Below are 20,118 nucleotides of genomic sequence, written 5' to 3'. Positions count from 1 at the left end.
CTCCTCTCCTAATAATTATCGATAATATCGCCTACTGGATCTCCAGTATTTGAACCTCCATTACCTGGTCCACCACCTACTTTAGTAAGTGCTAGGTAAATAAGAGCTAAAGAAACACCAATTGCTCCAAGACCCATAAGTGTAAGTTGTGAAATAGTTGCAACTACAAATCCAATTGCAAAGAATGGCCATACTTCTTTTGTTGCCATCATATTTATTACCATTGCATAACCTACTGCTACAACCATTCCTCCACTTATTGCTAACCCATCAGTTAACCATGCTGGCATAGCACTAAGTAGATCTTTAATTGGTCCAGCTCCAATTATTAAAATTAATCCTGCTGGAATTAAAATACGAAGTCCTTGTAGTACTATAGCTACAATGTGCCAAAATTCTACTCCTCTTATACTGCCTTTACTTGCTGCTGAATCCATTAAATGTATAAGTCCAGTAGCAACTGTACGAATAATAATTGTTAATAAAAGTCCTGCAACAGCTAGAGGAACTGCTATTGCTATAGCTGAAGAAACCCCTGCTCTTCCTTGACCACTTAAAACTAAAATAATTGCTGATGCTATAGATGCAAGTGCTGCATCTGGAGCTGTTGCTGCTCCAATGTTTGCCCATCCTAAGGCAATCATTTGTAATGTACCTCCTAATATTAAACAAGGTACTAATTGTCCTGTTACTAGTCCAATTAATGTACATGCTACTACTGGTTGATAAACTTCAAATCTATCTAGAATTCCATCTACACCTGCAATAAATGCAATGATAAGAACTAGTATTACTTGAATAATATTTAAATCCATAATTCCTGTTCCTCCTTAGTATAAATCTTAAAAATCTTACTTCATCTTATTTAATTCTTCTTGTGCTTTTCTCATAACTTCATTTAAATTTGCTTTTCCGTCATTTGGAACTTTACGAACATCAAAGCTTATTCCTAAGCTTTCAAGCTTTTTAAATGTATCAATATCATCTTGATTAAAGGCAAGAACTTTACTTGGTTGAACCTTTCCTACTGAATGTGCCATTGATCCAACATTAACAGTTTTTAGTGGAATTCCAGCTTCAACTGCTTTAAGTACATATTGTGGATTTTCAAAAAGAAGCATTGCTCTTTCTCCTCCAAAATGTTGATCATCTTTTGCAATTTTAATCATTTGCTCTAATGGAATAACATGCACTCTAACTCCTGGAGGTGCTGCTTCTTTGATAAGGTTTCTACGTAACTCATCTTTTGTAACTTCATCTGAAACAATGATAATTCTTGTTGGTTTTACAGCTTTTGTCCAAGCTGTTGCCACTTGCCCATGAAGTAAACGTGAATCGATACGTGCTAAAACGTATTCAAAAGACCCTGGAGAACCTGCATTACCATTTATATTGCTACTTACCTTCTTTTCTTCTACAACTTCTAATTCTTCTGGTTTTGCTTTAATTCCTTCTCTTGAAGCACTTAAAATACTTTTTGCAATCTCATGAGCAGATTCCATTGAAAAACGTGATCCATATGCTTCTATAACCATCGGTAAATTCATACCTGTTACAATAGCCCATGTATCTTTGTGGTCTTCAAACAATGTGTTTGTTTGATTAAATGGAGTTCCTCCCCAAAGATCCACTAAAAATAAAACTTGTTCTGCATCTTCTAATGATGCAACTGCTTCTTCTAGTTTTCTTCTAATGTCATCTGGTCCTTCACTTGGCATTAATGTAACGGCTTTAACGTTTTCTTGTTCACCAAAAATCATTGAAGACGATTGCAAAATACCATTAGCAAAATCCCCGTGACTAGCAAGAATAATTCCTACCATATCTCTTCCTCCTATTTTATAATTCAAATTTTTCTTTAATTAAATTAAATTTATAAATTAAATAAAACTTGCATAACTGAATTTTATCACTTCTTTTTCTTTATTCATATAGTTTGCGTCTATATGTTACATATTATTAACTTTTTGATGCAAAAGTTTTTATTTTATCTTTCTTTTTAAACTTAGAAAAAATAATAAATATATTTAATATATTTTTAATTAATATTTTATTAAATATACTTTGTTAATTAATATTTTTTTTGTAATAAATTACGCCTATTGGGTATTATAGAGATAATTAAACTATTATAAATTTAATTTTTATTTATTAAATATCGTTTACATTTGCATATTTTTTCATTGAATAATTTGGATTTATATAAAAAAATGCTTAGGCTAATTTAGAATTTAACTTAAATATTTTTTTAAAATTCTTTGTCTTTTTTTACATATTTATACACTATTAAGCCATTTTTTTACAATATATTCTTCCAGCTTTAAATCAATTAAAATCTTATTATAAAAAAATAAATGATTTTTCTCTCCAAATATAGTTTAAATTATTGCTATACATACAATTTTATTATATCTATTAATCATAATTTTCTAAAACTAATTATCTCTAAAAATTTTCCATTTTGTCTATATTTTTAGACTATTTACCCTTTAATACTGTATTTAATGTATTTTACCTGTTCATTCTTTGTTTTAAATAATTTTGCTTCATTTTTTCGTAACCTTTTCATTTTTACAAGTATTATCATTAATTTATATTATTTATATTTTACCCTATATAAAGAAATAAAAATTTATTTTAAAGGAGTTTATACAAATGAAAAGTAAAAAAATTTCCCTTTTAGTAGTAAGTGCTGCTATTGCATCTTTTGCAGTATCATTTACACCAGGTATAACTGCATTTGCAGACACATTAAATCATCAATCTAAGCAAACTGCTCCAATTGAAATGTTTGCTAAAACAACAGTTAATTCAACTTATTCAAATGTTAAATATGATTATACAATGGCTAAATATGCTGCTGCAGAAATGAAATCATATGGTCTTAATGGAGGTTCTCAAACAAAAGCTACTTTAGATTCTATGCTACAAGCAATAAATCCTCAATATGCAAGTTCAGTATTTGAATTTCTAAGAGTAGATACTTTTAGAAATGTAAATACTAATAAAGTAACTAACTTTTTAAATGGAAAAGGTGTTTTTAGCGGTCAAGCTGATACCTTTATAAACGCAGCTAAAGAATATAATTTAGATCCTGTTTATTTTATATCACAATCCGGATTAGAAACAGGATGGGGAAGCAGTAACTTTGCTAAAGGAATTACTATAGATCAAATTGCAGTTCCTGTTACTAAAGATGGAAAAACAACATATACAACAAAAAAATTAAACAAACCAACTACTGTTTATAATCTTTTTGGAATAGGTGCTGATAATGGTAATCCAACTTTAATGGCTACAACATATGCCTATAATCATGGATGGACAAGTGTATCAAAAGCTATTTACGGAGCTGCTCAATTCTTATCAGAAAATTATGTTCATAACACGGATATTGCCCAAAATACACCTTATGAACTTAGATTTATAGATGCTCCTAGCCAAGATATATGGCATCAATATTCAACTGATATAGAATATGCTTCTAAAATAGGTAGTATTATAAATGATAATAAAGATTTATATGCATCTAACGATTTATTTGATTTTAATATTCCAAAATTTGAAACTTCAACTACAACACCTAATTCTTCATCAACAAATAAATCAACTACCTCAAAAACAACACCCGTTGTTTCACCTATAAGTAAATCAACTACTTCAAAAGAGACACCTACTGTTTCACCTGCAAGTAAATCGACTACTTCAAAAGAGACACCTGCTGTTTCACCTGTAAGTAAGTCGACTACTTCAAAAACAACACCTGCTGTTTCACCTGCAAGTAAGTCGATTACTCCAAAAACAACACCTACTATTTCACCTGCAAGTAAATCGACTACTTCAGATTCAATAATCTCCACTTCACCTACCCTTGGTAATATAGTTCAATATACTGATGCTATGAGTGAACCAACATGGAATAGCTCTGTTATAACTACAATTCCATTTGGACAAAATATAACCCTTACCGGTTATACAACAACCAATTGGAACGGTTGGGTTAGAGCAACTTATAATAATCAAACTGTATGGATTCCAGCTTCAAGAGTTATATCAAAAGGACAAACCGAATATTCATCTATAGGTACTGGTGTAGTCAATTTTAATGATGGTTCTAATGTTCTAACTGAAAATAATTGGAATTCTAGATTTCTAACATTTATCTCTAGTGGCACTCAAGTTAATATAACAGGTGAATCTAATGGCTGGTATAGAATTGATTATTTAAATATGTCTGGGTGGATTCCAATGAACAGAGTTGATAATTCTGCTGCATATAAAGTGACACCTATTAACAAACAGGGTATTATAGAAATGCCTGGAGGCGCATTTACTTATGCTAAAGATATTCCATCTTGGAATGGGTATATTACAGAAAAACTATTTAATGGAACTCACGTAAACATTATAGGTTCTTATAATGGATGGGATAAAATTTCCGTAGATAATCAAATACTATGGGTTCCAAATAATAGAATTCAATCTAATGGTTTAAATACACCTATTGGCTACGGTATTTCTGAATTCCCTAGTGTTGGATATACTGATGTAATGTCTACTCCTACATGGGATACTAGCTTATCTGGAACACTACAAGATGGAAGTTATTTCAAAATTCTTGCTCAAAAAGATGGATGGTATCAAATAGAGACTTTTGGTTATGATGGTTCTCTTCCTCTTCTTGGATGGTTACCTATGAATAGAGTTGTAACCTCTTTAAATAAAGCTTATATAGGCACAGGATTAACTTCGATGTATTCAGATATAATGAGTAGCGGAACTTGGTATTCTAATGTTACTTCAACATTACCTTCGAATACTTATGTAAATATTATTTCTATAAAAGATGGTTGGTGTCAAATATCTTATAATAATGGAACTGCTTGGATACCCTTATCTAGAGTTAGTTTATTAAATTCTTTAAATAAAAAAACTACAGAAACTGGAATTATAAGCTTTAGTCAAAATCCATATACCGATGTTATGTACGAGGACTCTTGGAATAGTAATTTAGCTGGTACTTTAAATAATGGTGCTAAAGTACAAATTGTTGGACAAAAAAATGGTTGGACAGAAATTAATTATCAATCTACAACAGCTTGGATTCCATCAAATAGAATCCAAACTGGAACTATAAAAACTATTAATTTCAGTTTAGGTTATAGTGATGTAATGAGTGAAGATACATGGTATTCTACAATCGAAACATCTTTAAATAATAATACTACTGTAGTAGTTTTATCTACTACAAATGGTTGGTCTAAAATAGCTTTTGATGGTATAACAGGTTGGATTCCATCAAATAGATTATCTTAAACAATAAAAAACTCGCTTAACGCGAGTTTTTTATTAAACTATATCTATTTATCTTCTAATTTTAAAAGTTCCATTAAAGTTGGTTTAAAGTTAAATTCTTTTACTAATTTTTTTACTTCTTCCATAGCCTTTTCTTTCTTTTCTTTAGATACTCCACCTTTAGACGCTCTTATTAATATATTTTTAGGCGAATGAGCTATATCTATAAACTCTAATATCTGCGTTCTATATCCACATACCTCTAAAAGATTTCCTCTTACTGCATCTGTCATAAGAGCTGCCATCCTTTCTTTTATTATGCCGTATTTTGATATTAATGCTAAATCTTCCGTATTCATTTGAGTATTAAATTCATGTTGGCAACATGGAACTGAAAATATCATCTTCGCATTCCATTTTATAGCATTATAAAGAGCATAATCAGTTGCTGTATCGCAAGCATGTAATGTAATTACCATATCCACTTTATTTTCATATTTATATCCATTAATATCTCCAAGTTCAAATTTTAAATCCTTATAGCCATATCCTTCAGCAATTTTATTGCACTTCTCTATAACATCCTTTTTCAAATCAAGACCTATCATTTTAACTTTTATTCCTTTTATTTTAACAAAGTAATAATATAAAACAAATGTTAAATATGATTTTCCACATCCAAAATCTAGTATAGTTAATTCTTCATAATCATTCTTTTTTATTTCATCATCCACTATTTCAACAAATCTATTTATCTGCTTGTATTTATCATACTTTGAATTTATTACTTTTCCATCCTTAGTAAATACTCCAAGATCTATAAGTGGTTCAATTATCATCCCCTCTTTTAAAATATAATTTTTTTCTTTGTTATGGCTAGATGCTTTAGATAAAATCTTTTTATTATCTCCACCTATCTTGCCTAAAAATACTTTTCCCTTTTTAGATATCTTTAACTCATATGTAACTTCTTTTGCCCAAGCATTTAAATTTTTAAAATTTCCTTCTACAAGTAAAAGAAGTTTTTCTTCTAATTCCTCTTTATCTAAATTCTCATGAAATACTTGCTTATCCGTAAACTTTTCAATTTGGTAGAATACTTTTCCCTTAATCTCTTTTAAAGAAATATTTATTTTATTATATTCAAAATCTTTTTTCATTTTATTACTAATAACTATTTTACCTATATCATCACTTAAAATTTCACTTATAGCTTTTTTTAACTCTTCCATTCTTCCTCCAGTGTTTTATTCCTAAAATTCTATTTTTAAATTCATTTTACTATTAATTATATCATCTTTATCTTTATTTTAAACTCTCTACTTTTAAATTCTACTGGCATTACCGTTGCTTTACCTTAAATAATATATTAAATTATAAAAAAATAGGCTGCTTTAAGCAGTCTATTTTCATCTAAGCACCTTTATATTGAACCCAATCTGTTTCATCTAAAGATACCTTTCTCACTGAAACAACATCTCCATTTTCTCTTACAATAGCTATTGAAGGTTTTAAATAATTTCCATAAAGTATTGTAGATAAATTATTTTGTTCATCACAATAATTTGCAGAATAAGTATACGTATTTCCACCTGAAACATATTTAACATCATTTCCACTGACAATTAATTTATTTCCTTCACTGCAAACCCAAGTTCCTTCAATATGATCCAATACATTTTCATATCTAGTTTCTGGTCCTCCAAAATAAATTATTTTTTCTACCACTTGATTATCATCTCTGTAAGTAATAGATAATAAATTATCATTTACCCATGTTAATTTCATTCTAGTATTAAAGGCTACCTCACCTTCATTGTACATAACTTCTTTTAACTCTGAAAAAATCAAATACTTTCTCTCATATACATATATTTCAGATCCTACTCCTTGATTTACTATTTCTATAATTACATCATCTTTTATATTTTTAGAATTCATAAAAATTCTTTCTGTATTTTTTGCTAAGTTAGCTATACTTAAACCATTTAATATCACTAAAATTATAATTGCTATATAAGAAATATTTCTTATCTTTTTATCTTCATATATAAATATAAGAGGACTTAATATTATCCCAAAGTCTACAAATCCATATATATATGGATTTATTAAAACTAATCCTTTTGTATTATTTAAATAATATAAAAGCATTCTTAATAATATAAATACTACAGCTACCACTATACCTAGTAAATTTCTCTTTTTAATACTAGCCATCTATATAACTCCTTGTCTTACTTTTTGTATTTAAAATATACCACCTATAAAAGAGTATATTCTTGCTTTTATATTACATTATTGTAACTTAATATTTATTTAATATTTCATTTAAATAATGCTACCAACTCTATTTCCATTTTTTTCTTTTTTCAATAATAAAAACCAGTAAAATCTAGAAATATTTTACTGGCTTTTTATTATCTAAATAACTCTATTAATTTTTTTCTATTTCTGTATACAATAAATACAATAACTACTATAGCAATTCCGCCAACTGCTAAACTATATTGATGAAGAATTGTATCAATTAATGCAGTATTATTTCCTAATATAAATCCAAGACCTATTAATAGTGAATTCCATAACACTATTCCTACTGTTGAAAAAAGAATAAATGGTACTGGTTTCATTTTAACAACCCCTGCTATTATTGATATAAATGTTCTTGCTACAGGAACAAGTCTTGATACAAACGTTGCTCCCTTATCATATTTTTCTATCCACTTATATCCTGCTTCTATAGCTTTCCTTGTTCTAGGAATTTTATTTCCTACCCAGTTTAAAACCTTCATTCCAAATATGTATCCTATAATATAAGTAATTATAGAACCTACTAATCCTGCAATTAAGGATACAAATAGTATCTCAAAAAAGCTTATTCCATGCATTGCTCCAATAATTCCTATAAATGGCAATACAATTTCACTTGGAAGTGGAACACTTGCGTATTCTAATAAAACTAATACAAATACACTAATCATTCCATAATTCATAATAAATGTTTTTATTGTTTCTTGTAAATCCATAAACTTTCCTTCGCTTTCAAGTCATTATTATTTATTTTGTGTTGTAGCATTACTTACACTACTTGTTTTCTCCCCAGTTTTGCTTGCTAAAGTACTAGCAGTTCCACTATTTGTTTTAGTTGTTGTATCTGTAGCCTTTGGTGTTTCAGTCGTATTGCTTTGCTTATCTTTAGTAGTGTTATTATCATTAGTAGTTGCACTACCATCAGTTGAAGACCCTGTACCAGGTGTTACTGTACTACCTGTACTTCCTGTTCCTCCTGTATTTCCTGTACTACCACCAGTATTCCCTGTATTATTTGTATCACCTTTATCCCCTGTAGTTCCTTGGTTGCCACTTCCATTATTTGTATTTGTATCCTTAGGAGGTGTTGTTGTTGTATTTCCTTGATTACTATTACTTGAACTTCCTGTATTAGAATCTGTTTTATTATCAGTTCCAGGACTAGGAGGTGTTGTTGTATTATTTTCTTTATGCTCTGTTTCCTTATGTGAATCATTATTTTGAGAAGTATTGTTGTTATTTTCTGGTTTTATAGTTTCATTTACTTCTCCTTGCTTATCTTTTGTATTGGTTTTATCAGAATTTTTATCACTATTATTTATAATATCTTGTGTTTTATTTATTCCTTTATCAATATTATCCTTAACTGCACTTTTATGATTCTTTACAACACTATACCCAATTAAAATTATACCTATTATAATAACTAAAATAATTACTTTTTTTATAATCTTTCCTGGTTTTAAAAAACTTACTGATTTTTTCCCTCTTTTATTCTTTTTAGCGCTTTTTAATTCTTTTGATTTATCTTTGTTCTTCTTGTCTACTACTTCATCTAATTCTTTTGGTCTAACATCAAAAAGTGTATCATCTACTTGCCTATCTTTTAATGATGGTTTTACTTTTTCTGATTCATCATCTTCATCAAATATATGAAAAATATCCATCTTCTTTACGACAGCATCAGTTTTTTCCTCTATGTTCTTTTTTACTTTTTCCTTTTTATCTGATACATCGATTTTTTTTGTTTTATTAGAGTCATCTTTATTTGTGTTATTTTTTTTAGATTTATTTTTTTCACTTCTTTTTGGTAATTTAAATAATGATACTTCTTCTACTTTTTCATTATTCTTTTTTATATCATTACTTTCTTTTATATTATTATCTTCTGTATAGGATTTTTTTCCATCCTCATAAGGTTTTTTTTCATCTTCTAAAGCTTCATTATCTAAAATTTCGCTAATATCTTCTTCATTAGGTTCTTCTATAGGTTCCTCTATTTCTTTTAGAACCTCATCTAAATGCTCTCTACTCATAAGCATTGTTCTTTCTTCTAATGCTTTTTTCTTACATTCATCACAGACTCTCTCTGCTGTATTCCCCATATCTTTTCCACATTCATTACAAAACATCTTTTACCTCACTAAGCGCAATTAAATTGCTAAATTTTATCTACTAATCTTTTGTAAAATTTCATTTCAAATCTATAATACCCTTTTTTTATATTCAAGTCCCTAAGAAAAACTTACAATTGCCTTTTGTTTACAAAAAAATAACATTTTAAAAAGGACAATTAAATCTACATTTAATTGTCCTTCTCTATTTTTATTAATTTTTTTATTTAACTACTGTATATCCGTCTCCATTTTTAGCATTTATTATAAATTGAAAATCATTTAATGTTAAATCATTGAATTTTACATTTTTTAATTGATCCATATGTATATCGTCAGTAGTTACAATATATCTAAAATAACTATTAACACTTTGTCCTGGCTCTAATACAGGCTTATTATTTTCCATTTTTAAACCTTTATCAAATAATCCAACAAAATAATATTGATCATCTTTATCTGTATTTCCTTTTATTATTGCTTTTGTCTCTATGCACATAAGCTTTAATTGATCTTGATATGGATTATAATTACTATCTATAGTTAATGCATTTAAAAGATCTAATGGTTGTATAGCTGCTTTCCCATTATTAGTAAGTTTTAATGGTATTGTTACTTCTATATACGCCTTTCCTCCATTATCAGTTTTATGAGATAATTCTGGATTCCCTATAAATAGAGTTCCATATGCCATATTCCCTTCTTTTCCAATAGTATAAGTTTTATTAAATACATTTTCTAGAGTACCTTTTGTTCCATCATCATTTACCATTCCTTGCTTTTGTGTTGTATCTGGTGTTGGCGTAGGTGTAGGTGATGTTTTATCCTTTCCACAGCCTGTAAGGGCTACTGCTAGTACTCCTGCTACTATAAATAGCTTTAAATATTTTTTCATATAAAATACCTCCGTAAACTTATTAAATAATTTAGTTATCTCTTTTATTATTTTCATTTTTCAAATTAATATTACTATTTATAGATTTTATAACTTACTATTTTTAAAATTTCATATTTTTAAAAATAGTACTTCTATTTGATTTATATATTTAATAATCTTTATCTATACACTAAATTACTAGTAGACATTTTCAACAACAAAACTAACGTTCTCATTTTTATTGACATTTTAATATATATATTTGATAATATTATTTATTAAACTTAATATTATAAGGAGAACAAATGACAAAGCCAACTCATACATCTGGGGGATTTTTATTTTCTCTTATCTTTTTAAATATTTTCATTTCAAAATGTTTAATACGATATGAATTACCCTTTCAGATTCTTTTGATTTTTTTATTTTTTCATTTTTCAAACCTTGGTTCTGTCTTTCCAGATATAGATATGAAAGGTTCTTATATCTCCAAGCGGTATCCATTACTTGCAAGAGCATTTAAGAAAGCCAGACATAGAGGTATTACCCATAGCTTAATTTTTATAGCTATACTTTATATAATATCTTTAACATTAGTTTCTATAAGTCATAAGAATATAGTAGTTTTTACTATTTGTAGTGGTTTTATATTAGGATATACCTCCCACCTTGCTTTAGATCTTTTAACAAGAGAAGGTATAGAACTTTTATTTCCATTTCGATTTAATATTAAACTTTTTCATATTAAGACAGGCTCTAAAGGAGAAGTAGCTTTTCATAAATTTTTAAAACTAATAATCTTTTTATTTTTGATTTATAATATTTATCTACTATCATTAAGATATTTTAATATCAATTTATTGAATATAGTTTTAGATATAGTAAAAAGCTTTAAACATTAAAGAACTATGCTTTTAAAAGCATAGTTCTTTAATATTTTTATTTAAATATATTGTACAATAAATGGTATTAATATACTTCCCAAAATTAAGAGAACTATTCCAATATAAATAATCATCCCAATTTTATTTCCAGCATTTATAGTAACTCCAATCCCCATTCTTTTTTCTACAAAAAGGCTTGGATTATTTTTATTATAATAAATGATTCCCCATTTCCAGCAATCATCATCATCTTTAAATGTTACATTCTTATCTTTTATAGTATAATTATTTCTCTCTTTAATTACCATAATAGTACTTCCAATTGCACCTATTAGCGTAACTATTTGAATAAACCAAATTAATTTAAAAATATCTGTACTAAGTATTTGTAATACTATAAAGTTCATTAATGTAGTAGTTACCATGATTGGAATCATAGTACATCCTAGCATTATACTCAACATCTTTTTACTTTTTAAATTTGCTTTATAAGAATCTTCCTTATTCTTAGGATCTATCTTAAACATTACTTTATATAGAAGAACATCTGCAAAAATATAAGTCAAAATTAATATAATAGTTATAGATAATAATAGAATTATAGTTCCTATACTTTTATTACTAAATCCTATTGCTACTCCTTCAAGATTAAATTTTGTTGGAATTTTTTCTGGTAATTTACTATAATTTATCGAAAATCCTAAAATATTAATTCCTATAAATATTATTCCTATAAAAATATAATATACTTTTCTACAACTATTTATTTTATAATTCTCAAGTGGAATGATTGATACCGGTTTCCTATCTACAACATATGTCTTTTTTATTTCTTTAACTTGCTTGTTAAATCTAGCAACAATAATAAAGTTAACAATTAAATATCCTATTATTCCTATAGTTTGTATAAGTTCATTATTTAAAATTCCACTCACTACTGTAATACTTAAAAATATAATCCATGAAATCAAATTACTTATTCTATAGCTTTTTATCAACCCACTAAAAGGTTCTTTATCTTTATTATCTTCCTCAACTACTGCACCAAATAGTAATCCCTTTTTCCCAGCTCTCGGTAAATAATCATTTAAGAATAGCAAAATAATCATAGTTCCTATTATCACCAATATTTCATAATTCATTTCTATTCACCAACTTTAAATTTATTAAAATTTTTCTCTATTATTTTTAAAACTTTCTTTTTCTCTATTCCCATTAAAAAAGCTTCTGCTAAAAGAAGTTCCATCTTTTCTTCTAAATCTGCCTCATACTCTTCTTTAGGTTTTACATCTATAACTACTCCTGTACGTCTATCTACCCTTACATAGCCTTCTGCTTTTAATAAATTGTATGCTTTATTAATAGTATGTAGGTTTACTTCAATCATAGAAGACATTTGCCTTACTGAAGGAAGACTATCTCCATTTTTAAGCTGTCCTATTGAAATACCTTTTATTATTTCATTCCTTATCTGCATATATATTGGTATTTCACTATCAAATTTAATTTCTATAAACAATGCCTTCACCTCCTAAACTCTTGTTATATAAAGTATATAACAAAAAAAATTGTGATTCAATCTATTTACTTCATAAAAAAATAAAGTTAATCACTTAAGATTAACTTTATTTTATAAATTTTAATATACAATTCCATGTTTTTTAATTATTTTTTACCTTTAGCAAAGTCTATTCTTTCAATCGCTCTATTTAAGGCAAGTTTTGTTCTCATATCTTCTATTTTACTAGCATTTTCTTCATCTAGTTTCTTTTCTGTTTTTTCCTTTGAAGCTTCCGCTCTTTTTACATCTATTTCTTCTCTAGATTCAACAGTATCTGCACAAAGAACTACATTTCCATCTTTAATTTCAAGCATACCACCTGAAGTAAAAAATTCAATTTCTCCACCTTCTGATTTAGTAATAGTTAATTTGCAAGGAACAGTTGGTGTTAGCATATTTTCATGCTCTGCAAGTATTGAAAATTCACCAACTGAGTTTTTTAGACTTAGCATTTCTGCTTTATCTTGATATATTTTCTTATGTGGTGTTATAACTAATAGATCGAATCCGTCCATTTTAAATCACCTACTCTGCCATACTTTTAGCTTTTTCTATAGCTTCATCTATTGTACCAACAAATAAGAATGCTGATTCTGGAAGGTCATCATGTTTACCTTCTAATATTTCTTTAAATCCTCTGATTGTTTCCTTAACAGGAACATATCTTCCTTTCATACCAGTAAACTGTTCTGCAACTGTGAAAGGTTGTGATAAGAATTTTTCAATTTTTCTTGCTCTAGAAACAACTAATTTATCTTCATCAGATAATTCATCAACCCCTAAGATTGCTATGATATCTTGAAGTTCTTTATATCTTTCTAGAATAAATTTAACTTGTGATGCTACATCATAGTGATCTTGCCCAACTATTCTTGGATCAAGTAATCTTGATGAAGAATCTAGTGGATCAACTGCTGGGTATATACCTTTTTCAGAAACTGCTCTTGATAAAACTGTTTTAGCATCAAGATGACTGAAAGTTGTAGCTGGAGCTGGGTCAGTTAAATCATCGGCAGGTACATATACTGCTTGAACTGATGTAATAGATCCATGCTTAGTTGATGTTATTCTTTCTTGAAGAGCTCCCATTTCAGTTGCTAGTGTTGGTTGGTAACCAACGGCTGATGGTATTCTTCCAAGTAATGCTGAAACTTCTGATCCAGCTTGTGAATATCTAAATATATTATCTATAAATAATAGCACGTCTTGTCCTTTATCTCTGAAAGATTCTGCTATTGTAAGTCCTGTTAAAGCAACTCTCATTCTTGCTCCAGGTGGTTCATTCATTTGTCCAAATACTAGAGCAGTTTTTGCAATAACTCCTGATTCAGTCATTTCACCTAAAAGGTCATTACCTTCTCTTGATCTTTCTCCAACACCTGTGAAAACTGATAATCCGCCATGTTCTTTAGCGATATTATTTATAAGTTCTTGAATAAGAACTGTTTTACCAACTCCGGCACCACCAAATAAACCAGTTTTACCACCTCTTTGGTATGGAGCTATAAGATCAATAACTTTAATTCCTGTCTCAAACATTTCAGGAACAACTGATTGTTCTTCAAATGTTGGGGCAGATCTATGAATTGGGTAATATTGTTCTGCATTTACAGGTCCTTTATTATCCATTGCATTTCCTAATACATTAAATAATCTTCCTAAAACTGCTTCTCCTACAGGAACTGTTATTGCTTTTCCTGTATCTTCTGCATCCATTCCTCTTCTTAATCCTTCTGTTGCTTCTAGAGCAATTGTTCTAACTATATCATCTCCAACGTGTTGTTCAACTTCACACACAACAACTTCTTCTCCATTTTTAATACGTATAGCATTATACATATTAGGAAGATTGTTAGATTCAAATTTTATATCTACTACGGGTCCAATAACTTGAACTACTTTTCCTATATTATTAGCCATAAGGTTTCCCTCCAATCTATTTTTGTGCTTCAGCACCACCAACAATTTCTGATATTTCTTGTGTAATAGCACCTTGTCTTATTCTATTGTATCTCATATTTAATTCTTCTAAGATATCATCCGCATTTTTACTAGCTCCATCCATCGCTTGCATTCTTGCATTTTGTTCACTAGTTTGTGAATGATAAATAACATTAATTATTTTACCTTCCATATATCTATAAACAAAACTTTGAATAAGTTCATCCGATGAAACTTCTACATCAAATAATAATTCCATTCCGTCTGGTTCTTTTTCATCTTCTATTTCAGCATTAAATGGAAGAAGTCTTTCTTCAACTACTTCTTGTTGAATTGGTGAAACATATTTAGTATATACAAACGATACTTCTTTATATTCACCCTTTAAATATGATTCCATTAAATCTAATGCAATATGTCTTGCATCTTTAAGTTCTATTCCATCTTTAATTCCTGTAATTTTATCTACTATTTCAAAATTATATTTTTTTGCATAAGATACACCTTTTTCTCCAATTATAAGAGTTTTAATATTTCCTCTTTGGTCTCTTGGGTACTTATCATTTAAATATAATGCTCCGCTACCATTAAATCCACCGCAAAGTCCTGAGTTAGAAGCAAATATTACATATAACTTATTTTCAGCATCATTTTCATGTACATATTCATTTTCTGAAAACTCTTCTGCTACCTTTAGCATATCTTGTTTTATATTTTCTAAACTACTAAAGTATAGGTTATTATTCTCAAGGTTTGCTCTTGCTCTTCTAAGCTTTGATGTAGATACAAGTGCCATCGCTTTTGTTATTTTTTGTGTACTTTGAACACTTTTAATTCTTCTTTTTATATCTAATAATCCTGCAGCTGGCATACCTTCACCTCCTACTCACTAAAAGATTGGGCTGTATCAATAACTTGATACATCCCATTTTAACTTTAGTTTACTATGCTTTAAATGTTGCTTTAAATCCTTTTATCGCATTTTCAAGCTCTTTTGTTATTTCATCAGTAAATTTCTTTTGTTCTTTTATAGAACTAATTAAGTTATATTCTTTTTCATCTAAATATTCTAAGAATTCTTTCTCAAATCTCTTGATTTGATCTAAAGGTACATCAGCTAAATGATCATGAACTGCTGCATAAAATACACATACTTGATGTTCAACTGCCATTGGCTTATATTGATTTTGTTTTAAAATCTCTATAAATCTTTTACCTTTTTCAAGTCTTCTTTGAGTATCACGATCAAGATCAGAACCAAACTGAGAGAATGCTGCAAGTTCTCTGAATTGTGCAAGTTCAAGTCTTAAAGTACCTGTTACTTGTTTCATAGCTTTAATTTGCGCACTACCACCAACTCTGGATACTGATATACCAGCATTAACGGCTGGTCTTTGTCCTGCGTTGAATAATTCTGATTCTAAGAAAATTTGTCCATCAGTAATTGAAATAACATTTGTTGGGATATATGCTGTAACATCCCCAGCCAATGTTTCAATTATTGGAAGAGCTGTTATTGACCCTTCTCCTAATTCTTTAGATAGTTTTGCTGCTCTTTCTAGAAGTCTTGAGTGAATGTAGAATACATCCCCTGGGTAAGCTTCTCTTCCTGGAGCTCTTCTAAGTAAAAGTGCCATTGTTCTGTATGCAACAGCATGCTTAGATAAATCATCATATATTATTAAAACATCTTTTCCTTTTAGCATAAAATATTCAGCCATTGAACATCCTGCATAAGGAGCAATATATTGAAGTGGAGCACTATCAGCTGCTGTAGCTGCTACAACTATACTATAATCCATAGCTCCTTCTTCAGTTAAAGTATTAACTATATTTGCAACTGTTGATTGTTTTTGTCCGATTGCAACATATACACAAATAACATCTTTACCTTTTTGATTTAATATTGTATCAATTGCTATAGCAGTTTTACCTGTTTGTCTATCTCCAATGATTAATTCCCTTTGACCTTTACCAATTGGAATCATTGAGTCAATTGATTTAATCCCTGTTTGAAGTGGTTCATTAACTGAACTTCTGTCTATGATAGAAGGAGCTGGCATTTCTACTGCTCTAAATCCATCATTTGCTATTGGACCTTTTCCATCTATAGGTTCTCCTAAAGCTGTTACAACTCTTCCTATTAAGGCATCCCCTACTGGAACTTCAACGACTTTACCTGTTCTTGATACAATGTCTCCTTCTTTAATTCCATCTTCTGATCCTAGAAGAACACATCCTACGCTATCAAGTTCTAAGTTAAGCGCCATTCCGTATATTTCATTAGGGAATTTTAATAATTCACCTTCAACACAGTTATCTAATCCATATACAGTAGCAACACCATCACCAATTTGCACAATTGTTCCTGAGTCTACTGTTTCTAAATTCTTCTCATATTTACTAACTTCTTCTTCTATAATAGAAGTTATTTCTTCTGGTCTAATATGCATGGGCTCACCACCTTATTTATTTATTTTTGATTCATCATTAAGAATCGCATATCTTCATACTTTGTTTTAATAGATCCGTCGATTACCTCATTTTCAACTTTTACATAAAGTCCACCTATAAGGCTTTCATCTATTTGTCTGTCTAAAAGTATGTGTTTTTTAAATTTCTTTTCTAACTTTTCTAATAATCTGTCATATTCATCATCTGTTAATGGTACGACACTTTTCACTACGCCTTCAACAGTATTTAACTTGTTTAAACGTATTTTCTTCATTTGATTTAATTTTTCTCTTAAGTAAAGGATTCTTCCTTTTTCTATAAGAAGCTTTAAGAAAGATAATATTTCATCATCTACTTTGCCTTTAAATATTTTTTCAAATATTTTTTTCTTTTCCGATGTACTGATTTGTGGATGCTCTACAATTTGATGTAACCCTTTGTCATTATCAATAATGTCACAGATTTGTTCAATTACTTGGATATATTCATCTACTTTGCCTTTTTCCTCTGCAATCTTATATAAAGCAAGAGCATATCTTCTGTCTAAAAATTCATACATACCTATACAACCTCATCTATGAAAGTATTGATAAGTTTTCTGTGCTCTTCTTCGTTTAAAGATTCGTTTAAAGCTTTTTTAGAAACAGCTATAGCTAGACTAATTACCTGTTCTTTTATTTCAAATTCTGCTTTTTCTTTTTCTCTAACTATTTCTAGAGAAGCTTTATTTTTTATTGTATCTGACTCAGTTTTTGCATTTTGTACAATCTCATTGTAGATTTTTTCTGCTTGTTTCTTTCTTGCTTCAGTAATTTTTTTACCTTCTGTATCTGCAGATTTTAATAATTCCTCATTTTTAAATCTTAACTCTTCAGCCTCTTGTAAGTTAGCTTTTGTAGAGTTTATTTTATCTAAGATTCCATTTCTTCTCTCGTCCATAATAACCTTAAACTTTTCCCAAAAGAAATGTTTTAAAATTAAAAGTAAAACTATAAAGTTAATTATTGTCATAATAACTTGACTTAAATGAATTTCCATACAATCTCTAACCTCCTTCCAAAGGTTATATAAATTTCTTTATATATTTTATATTAGTGTACAAAGTATAATAAGATCGCTACGATAAGTCCATATATAGCAGTTGCTTCTGCAAGACCTGCACCTAATATAAACATACCTTGTATTTTCCCATACATTTCTGGTTTTCTAGCTATACCTTCAACTGCCCCTTTAGCTGCTATACCGATTCCGATACCTGCTCCAAGCGCTGTTACAGCTGCTAAACCTACACCTATTAATCCGATTCCCATAATCATATCCTCCTTATTATAAGAATATACTTTCTTCTTTTATAGTATTTTTCTTATTGCTATTTTTTATTTAACGAACATTAATATCATTGAAATAATAAATCCATATATTGCTGTAGCTCCACAGAACCCTGCTGCTAATATGAATATCCCTTGAATTTTACCTGCTGCTTTAGGTTGTTTTACTGTTGCTTTAATTGCAGCTGATGTTGCGATACCAGTACCGATACCTCCACCAATACCTGCTAATACGGCAATACCTGCTCCTAACATTGCTAATTGACTCATTTCATTTTCCTCCTTCTTGTGCTGTAGTTTTTAATTTTCTACTTTTAATGTGATTCTGTTGTTGCTTCTAACTTAATAGTTATTATAGTAAGCATTACGAATATAATTGTTTGAACTACACCATCAAATAAATCGAAATATGCGTGTGGTATAATTGGAATTCCGAATTGAGCAATCATACTTATATGACCAAGTCCACTGTAGATAAGTCCCATAACTATAGCTGCTGTTAACATATTCCCAAATAAACGTAGTGCCAATGATAATGGAAAAGATACCTTTTCTATTATATTTATTGGAAGCATTGCAACATATGGTTGCCCATAACCTTTGAAGTATCCTCCAAGACCTTTCTTTCTAATAGCATTGTAATGTACTAAAATGAAAGTAATTGCTGTAAATCCAATAACAACACTTAAGTTTCTTGTTGGAGGTCCAAATCCTATCAGACCACAAAGATCTAAAATTAAAAGATAAATAAAAAGTGTACCTACAAAAGGAACATATCCTGTATACTCATCCCCCATATTTTCATCTACTAAGTTAGCTATCATTTCATATATCATTTCGACAGTAACTTGTATCTTGCCTGGATTTTCGACACTTAAGTTTCTACTTAATAAGAACCCTACTACAATTAATACAAGCATAACTCCCCATTGGGTAACTATATCTCCATTAACTGTGTATCCAAAAATGTTCCAAGTATATAAAGGTGCAAATACATTCATTTCCCTCACCTCCTTATAAAACGTTAAAATCATTGCATTTTTAGACATTAATAACTAAAAAAACCAACTTATATTTTCGTTAAAATACTGAATACTTATACAGATTTTAATTAATAATTATGTAAATTAACTTGTTTAATTATCATTTGATTTGTCTCGAAGACTTTCAAGAAATTTATTTTTTTCTTTCTGTCCTTGCATTCATTATATAACTATTGTTTTTAAAACTTAAAAGTTCATTTTAGCTATTTTTACTCTATTTTTAATCAAATTATATTATTTAATTAAAATATATCACTTTTACTTCATTTTTCTACCTATATTACTCTTTTATTCACGCTAAAAAATTT

20 protein-coding genes are annotated in these 20,118 nt (G+C 28.8%); 2 read left to right on the top strand and 18 right to left on the bottom strand.

The annotated features are described in order from the left end of the window. Positions 1–8 precede the first annotated feature (8 nt). Together Q0W06_RS06930 and Q0W06_RS06925 are read right to left on the bottom strand one after the other, a co-directional pair. Entirely contained in the window at positions 9–815 is an 807-nt protein-coding gene (locus Q0W06_RS06930; RefSeq protein ID WP_297633234.1) for a PTS mannose/fructose/sorbose transporter subunit IIC, read from the bottom strand. 36 nt (positions 816–851) lie between these two features. Then, positions 852–1,823 carry a mannose/fructose/sorbose PTS transporter subunit IIA gene (locus Q0W06_RS06925; protein ID WP_297633232.1) on the bottom strand — a complete coding sequence of 324 codons (972 nt, stop codon included), beginning with the start codon at positions 1,821–1,823 and terminating at the stop codon, positions 852–854. A gap of 832 nt (positions 1,824–2,655) precedes the next feature. Between Q0W06_RS06925 and Q0W06_RS06920 the strand changes: the two genes are divergently transcribed. Beyond that, positions 2,656–5,316 carry an SH3 domain-containing protein gene (locus Q0W06_RS06920; RefSeq protein WP_297633230.1) on the top strand — a complete coding sequence of 887 codons (2,661 nt, stop codon included), beginning with the start codon at positions 2,656–2,658 and terminating at the stop codon, positions 5,314–5,316. A 44-nt stretch (positions 5,317–5,360) separates the two neighbouring features. On the opposite strand, the gene Q0W06_RS06915 is transcribed toward Q0W06_RS06920, so the two are convergent. From Q0W06_RS06915 to Q0W06_RS06895, 5 genes are all read right to left on the bottom strand, one after another. Continuing rightward, positions 5,361–6,527 (bottom strand): SAM-dependent methyltransferase, encoded by a 1,167-nt coding sequence (locus Q0W06_RS06915; protein WP_297633228.1) that lies wholly within the window; start codon positions 6,525–6,527, stop codon positions 5,361–5,363. 181 nt (positions 6,528–6,708) lie between these two features. Further along, entirely contained in the window at positions 6,709–7,515 is an 807-nt protein-coding gene (locus Q0W06_RS06910; protein ID WP_297633226.1) for a hypothetical protein, read from the bottom strand. 200 nt (positions 7,516–7,715) lie between these two features. Next, on the bottom strand, positions 7,716–8,324 hold the full coding sequence (locus Q0W06_RS06905) for a DedA family protein (protein ID WP_297633224.1): 609 nt from the start codon (positions 8,322–8,324) through the stop codon (positions 7,716–7,718). 27 nt (positions 8,325–8,351) lie between these two features. Further along, positions 8,352–9,740: a hypothetical protein gene (locus tag Q0W06_RS06900; RefSeq protein WP_297633222.1), complete on the bottom strand. Its 1,389-nt coding sequence runs from the start codon at positions 9,738–9,740 to the stop codon at positions 8,352–8,354. Positions 9,741–9,945: 205 nt separating this feature from the next. After that, the gene (locus Q0W06_RS06895) at positions 9,946–10,617 is read right to left on the bottom strand and encodes a hypothetical protein (RefSeq protein WP_297633220.1); all 672 of its coding nucleotides are present in this window, start codon (positions 10,615–10,617) and stop codon (positions 9,946–9,948) included. A gap of 287 nt (positions 10,618–10,904) precedes the next feature. Here Q0W06_RS06895 and Q0W06_RS19640 point away from each other — a divergent pair, with 287 nt between their 5' ends. Continuing rightward, positions 10,905–11,501 (top strand): metal-dependent hydrolase, encoded by a 597-nt coding sequence (locus tag Q0W06_RS19640; protein ID WP_366516759.1) that lies wholly within the window; start codon positions 10,905–10,907, stop codon positions 11,499–11,501. 41 nt (positions 11,502–11,542) lie between these two features. Here the strand turns inward: Q0W06_RS19640 and Q0W06_RS06890 are convergent, their stop codons facing one another. The 11 genes from Q0W06_RS06890 to Q0W06_RS06840 all read right to left on the bottom strand — a co-directional run bounded on the left by Q0W06_RS06890 (position 11,543) and on the right by Q0W06_RS06840 (position 19,768). Continuing rightward, positions 11,543–12,625, bottom strand: a complete 1,083-nt coding sequence (locus Q0W06_RS06890; RefSeq protein WP_297633218.1) for a DUF5808 domain-containing protein — start codon at positions 12,623–12,625, stop codon at positions 11,543–11,545. A gap of 2 nt (positions 12,626–12,627) precedes the next feature. Further along, a complete protein-coding gene (locus Q0W06_RS06885) occupies positions 12,628–13,011 on the bottom strand; it encodes a GntR family transcriptional regulator (protein WP_297633216.1) in 384 nt (127 codons plus the stop codon). 137 nt (positions 13,012–13,148) lie between these two features. After that, entirely contained in the window at positions 13,149–13,559 is a 411-nt protein-coding gene (atpC, locus tag Q0W06_RS06880; protein ID WP_297633214.1) for an ATP synthase F1 subunit epsilon, read from the bottom strand. Between the two features lie 10 nt (positions 13,560–13,569). Further along, positions 13,570–14,964 (bottom strand): F0F1 ATP synthase subunit beta, encoded by a 1,395-nt coding sequence (atpD, locus tag Q0W06_RS06875; protein WP_297633212.1) that lies wholly within the window; start codon positions 14,962–14,964, stop codon positions 13,570–13,572. A gap of 16 nt (positions 14,965–14,980) precedes the next feature. Next, positions 14,981–15,856 (bottom strand): ATP synthase F1 subunit gamma, encoded by an 876-nt coding sequence (gene atpG / locus Q0W06_RS06870; RefSeq protein WP_297633210.1) that lies wholly within the window; start codon positions 15,854–15,856, stop codon positions 14,981–14,983. 73 nt (positions 15,857–15,929) lie between these two features. Next, complete coding sequence (gene atpA, locus Q0W06_RS06865; RefSeq protein ID WP_297633208.1) at positions 15,930–17,438, bottom strand: F0F1 ATP synthase subunit alpha; 1,509 nt, start codon at positions 17,436–17,438, stop codon at positions 15,930–15,932. Between the two features lie 20 nt (positions 17,439–17,458). Then, positions 17,459–17,998: a F0F1 ATP synthase subunit delta gene (locus Q0W06_RS06860; protein WP_297633206.1), complete on the bottom strand. Its 540-nt coding sequence runs from the start codon at positions 17,996–17,998 to the stop codon at positions 17,459–17,461. 2 nt (positions 17,999–18,000) lie between these two features. Beyond that, on the bottom strand, positions 18,001–18,477 hold the full coding sequence (locus Q0W06_RS06855) for a F0F1 ATP synthase subunit B (RefSeq protein WP_297633204.1): 477 nt from the start codon (positions 18,475–18,477) through the stop codon (positions 18,001–18,003). 53 nt (positions 18,478–18,530) lie between these two features. Next, entirely contained in the window at positions 18,531–18,749 is a 219-nt protein-coding gene (atpE, locus tag Q0W06_RS06850; RefSeq protein WP_297633202.1) for an ATP synthase F0 subunit C, read from the bottom strand. Between the two features lie 66 nt (positions 18,750–18,815). Beyond that, on the bottom strand, positions 18,816–19,037 hold the full coding sequence (locus Q0W06_RS06845; RefSeq protein WP_297633200.1) for an ATP F0F1 synthase subunit C: 222 nt from the start codon (positions 19,035–19,037) through the stop codon (positions 18,816–18,818). Between the two features lie 44 nt (positions 19,038–19,081). Next, the gene (locus Q0W06_RS06840; RefSeq protein WP_297633198.1) at positions 19,082–19,768 is read right to left on the bottom strand and encodes a F0F1 ATP synthase subunit A; all 687 of its coding nucleotides are present in this window, start codon (positions 19,766–19,768) and stop codon (positions 19,082–19,084) included. Positions 19,769–20,118: the final 350 nt, after the last annotated feature.

The sequence above is a fragment of the uncultured Clostridium sp. genome, assembly GCF_947072515.1.
Classification (GTDB): Bacteria; Bacillota; Clostridia; order Clostridiales; family Clostridiaceae; genus Clostridium.
Note: the sequence above shows the minus strand (reverse complement) of the source record. Positions and strands in the feature narration are given on the sequence as shown.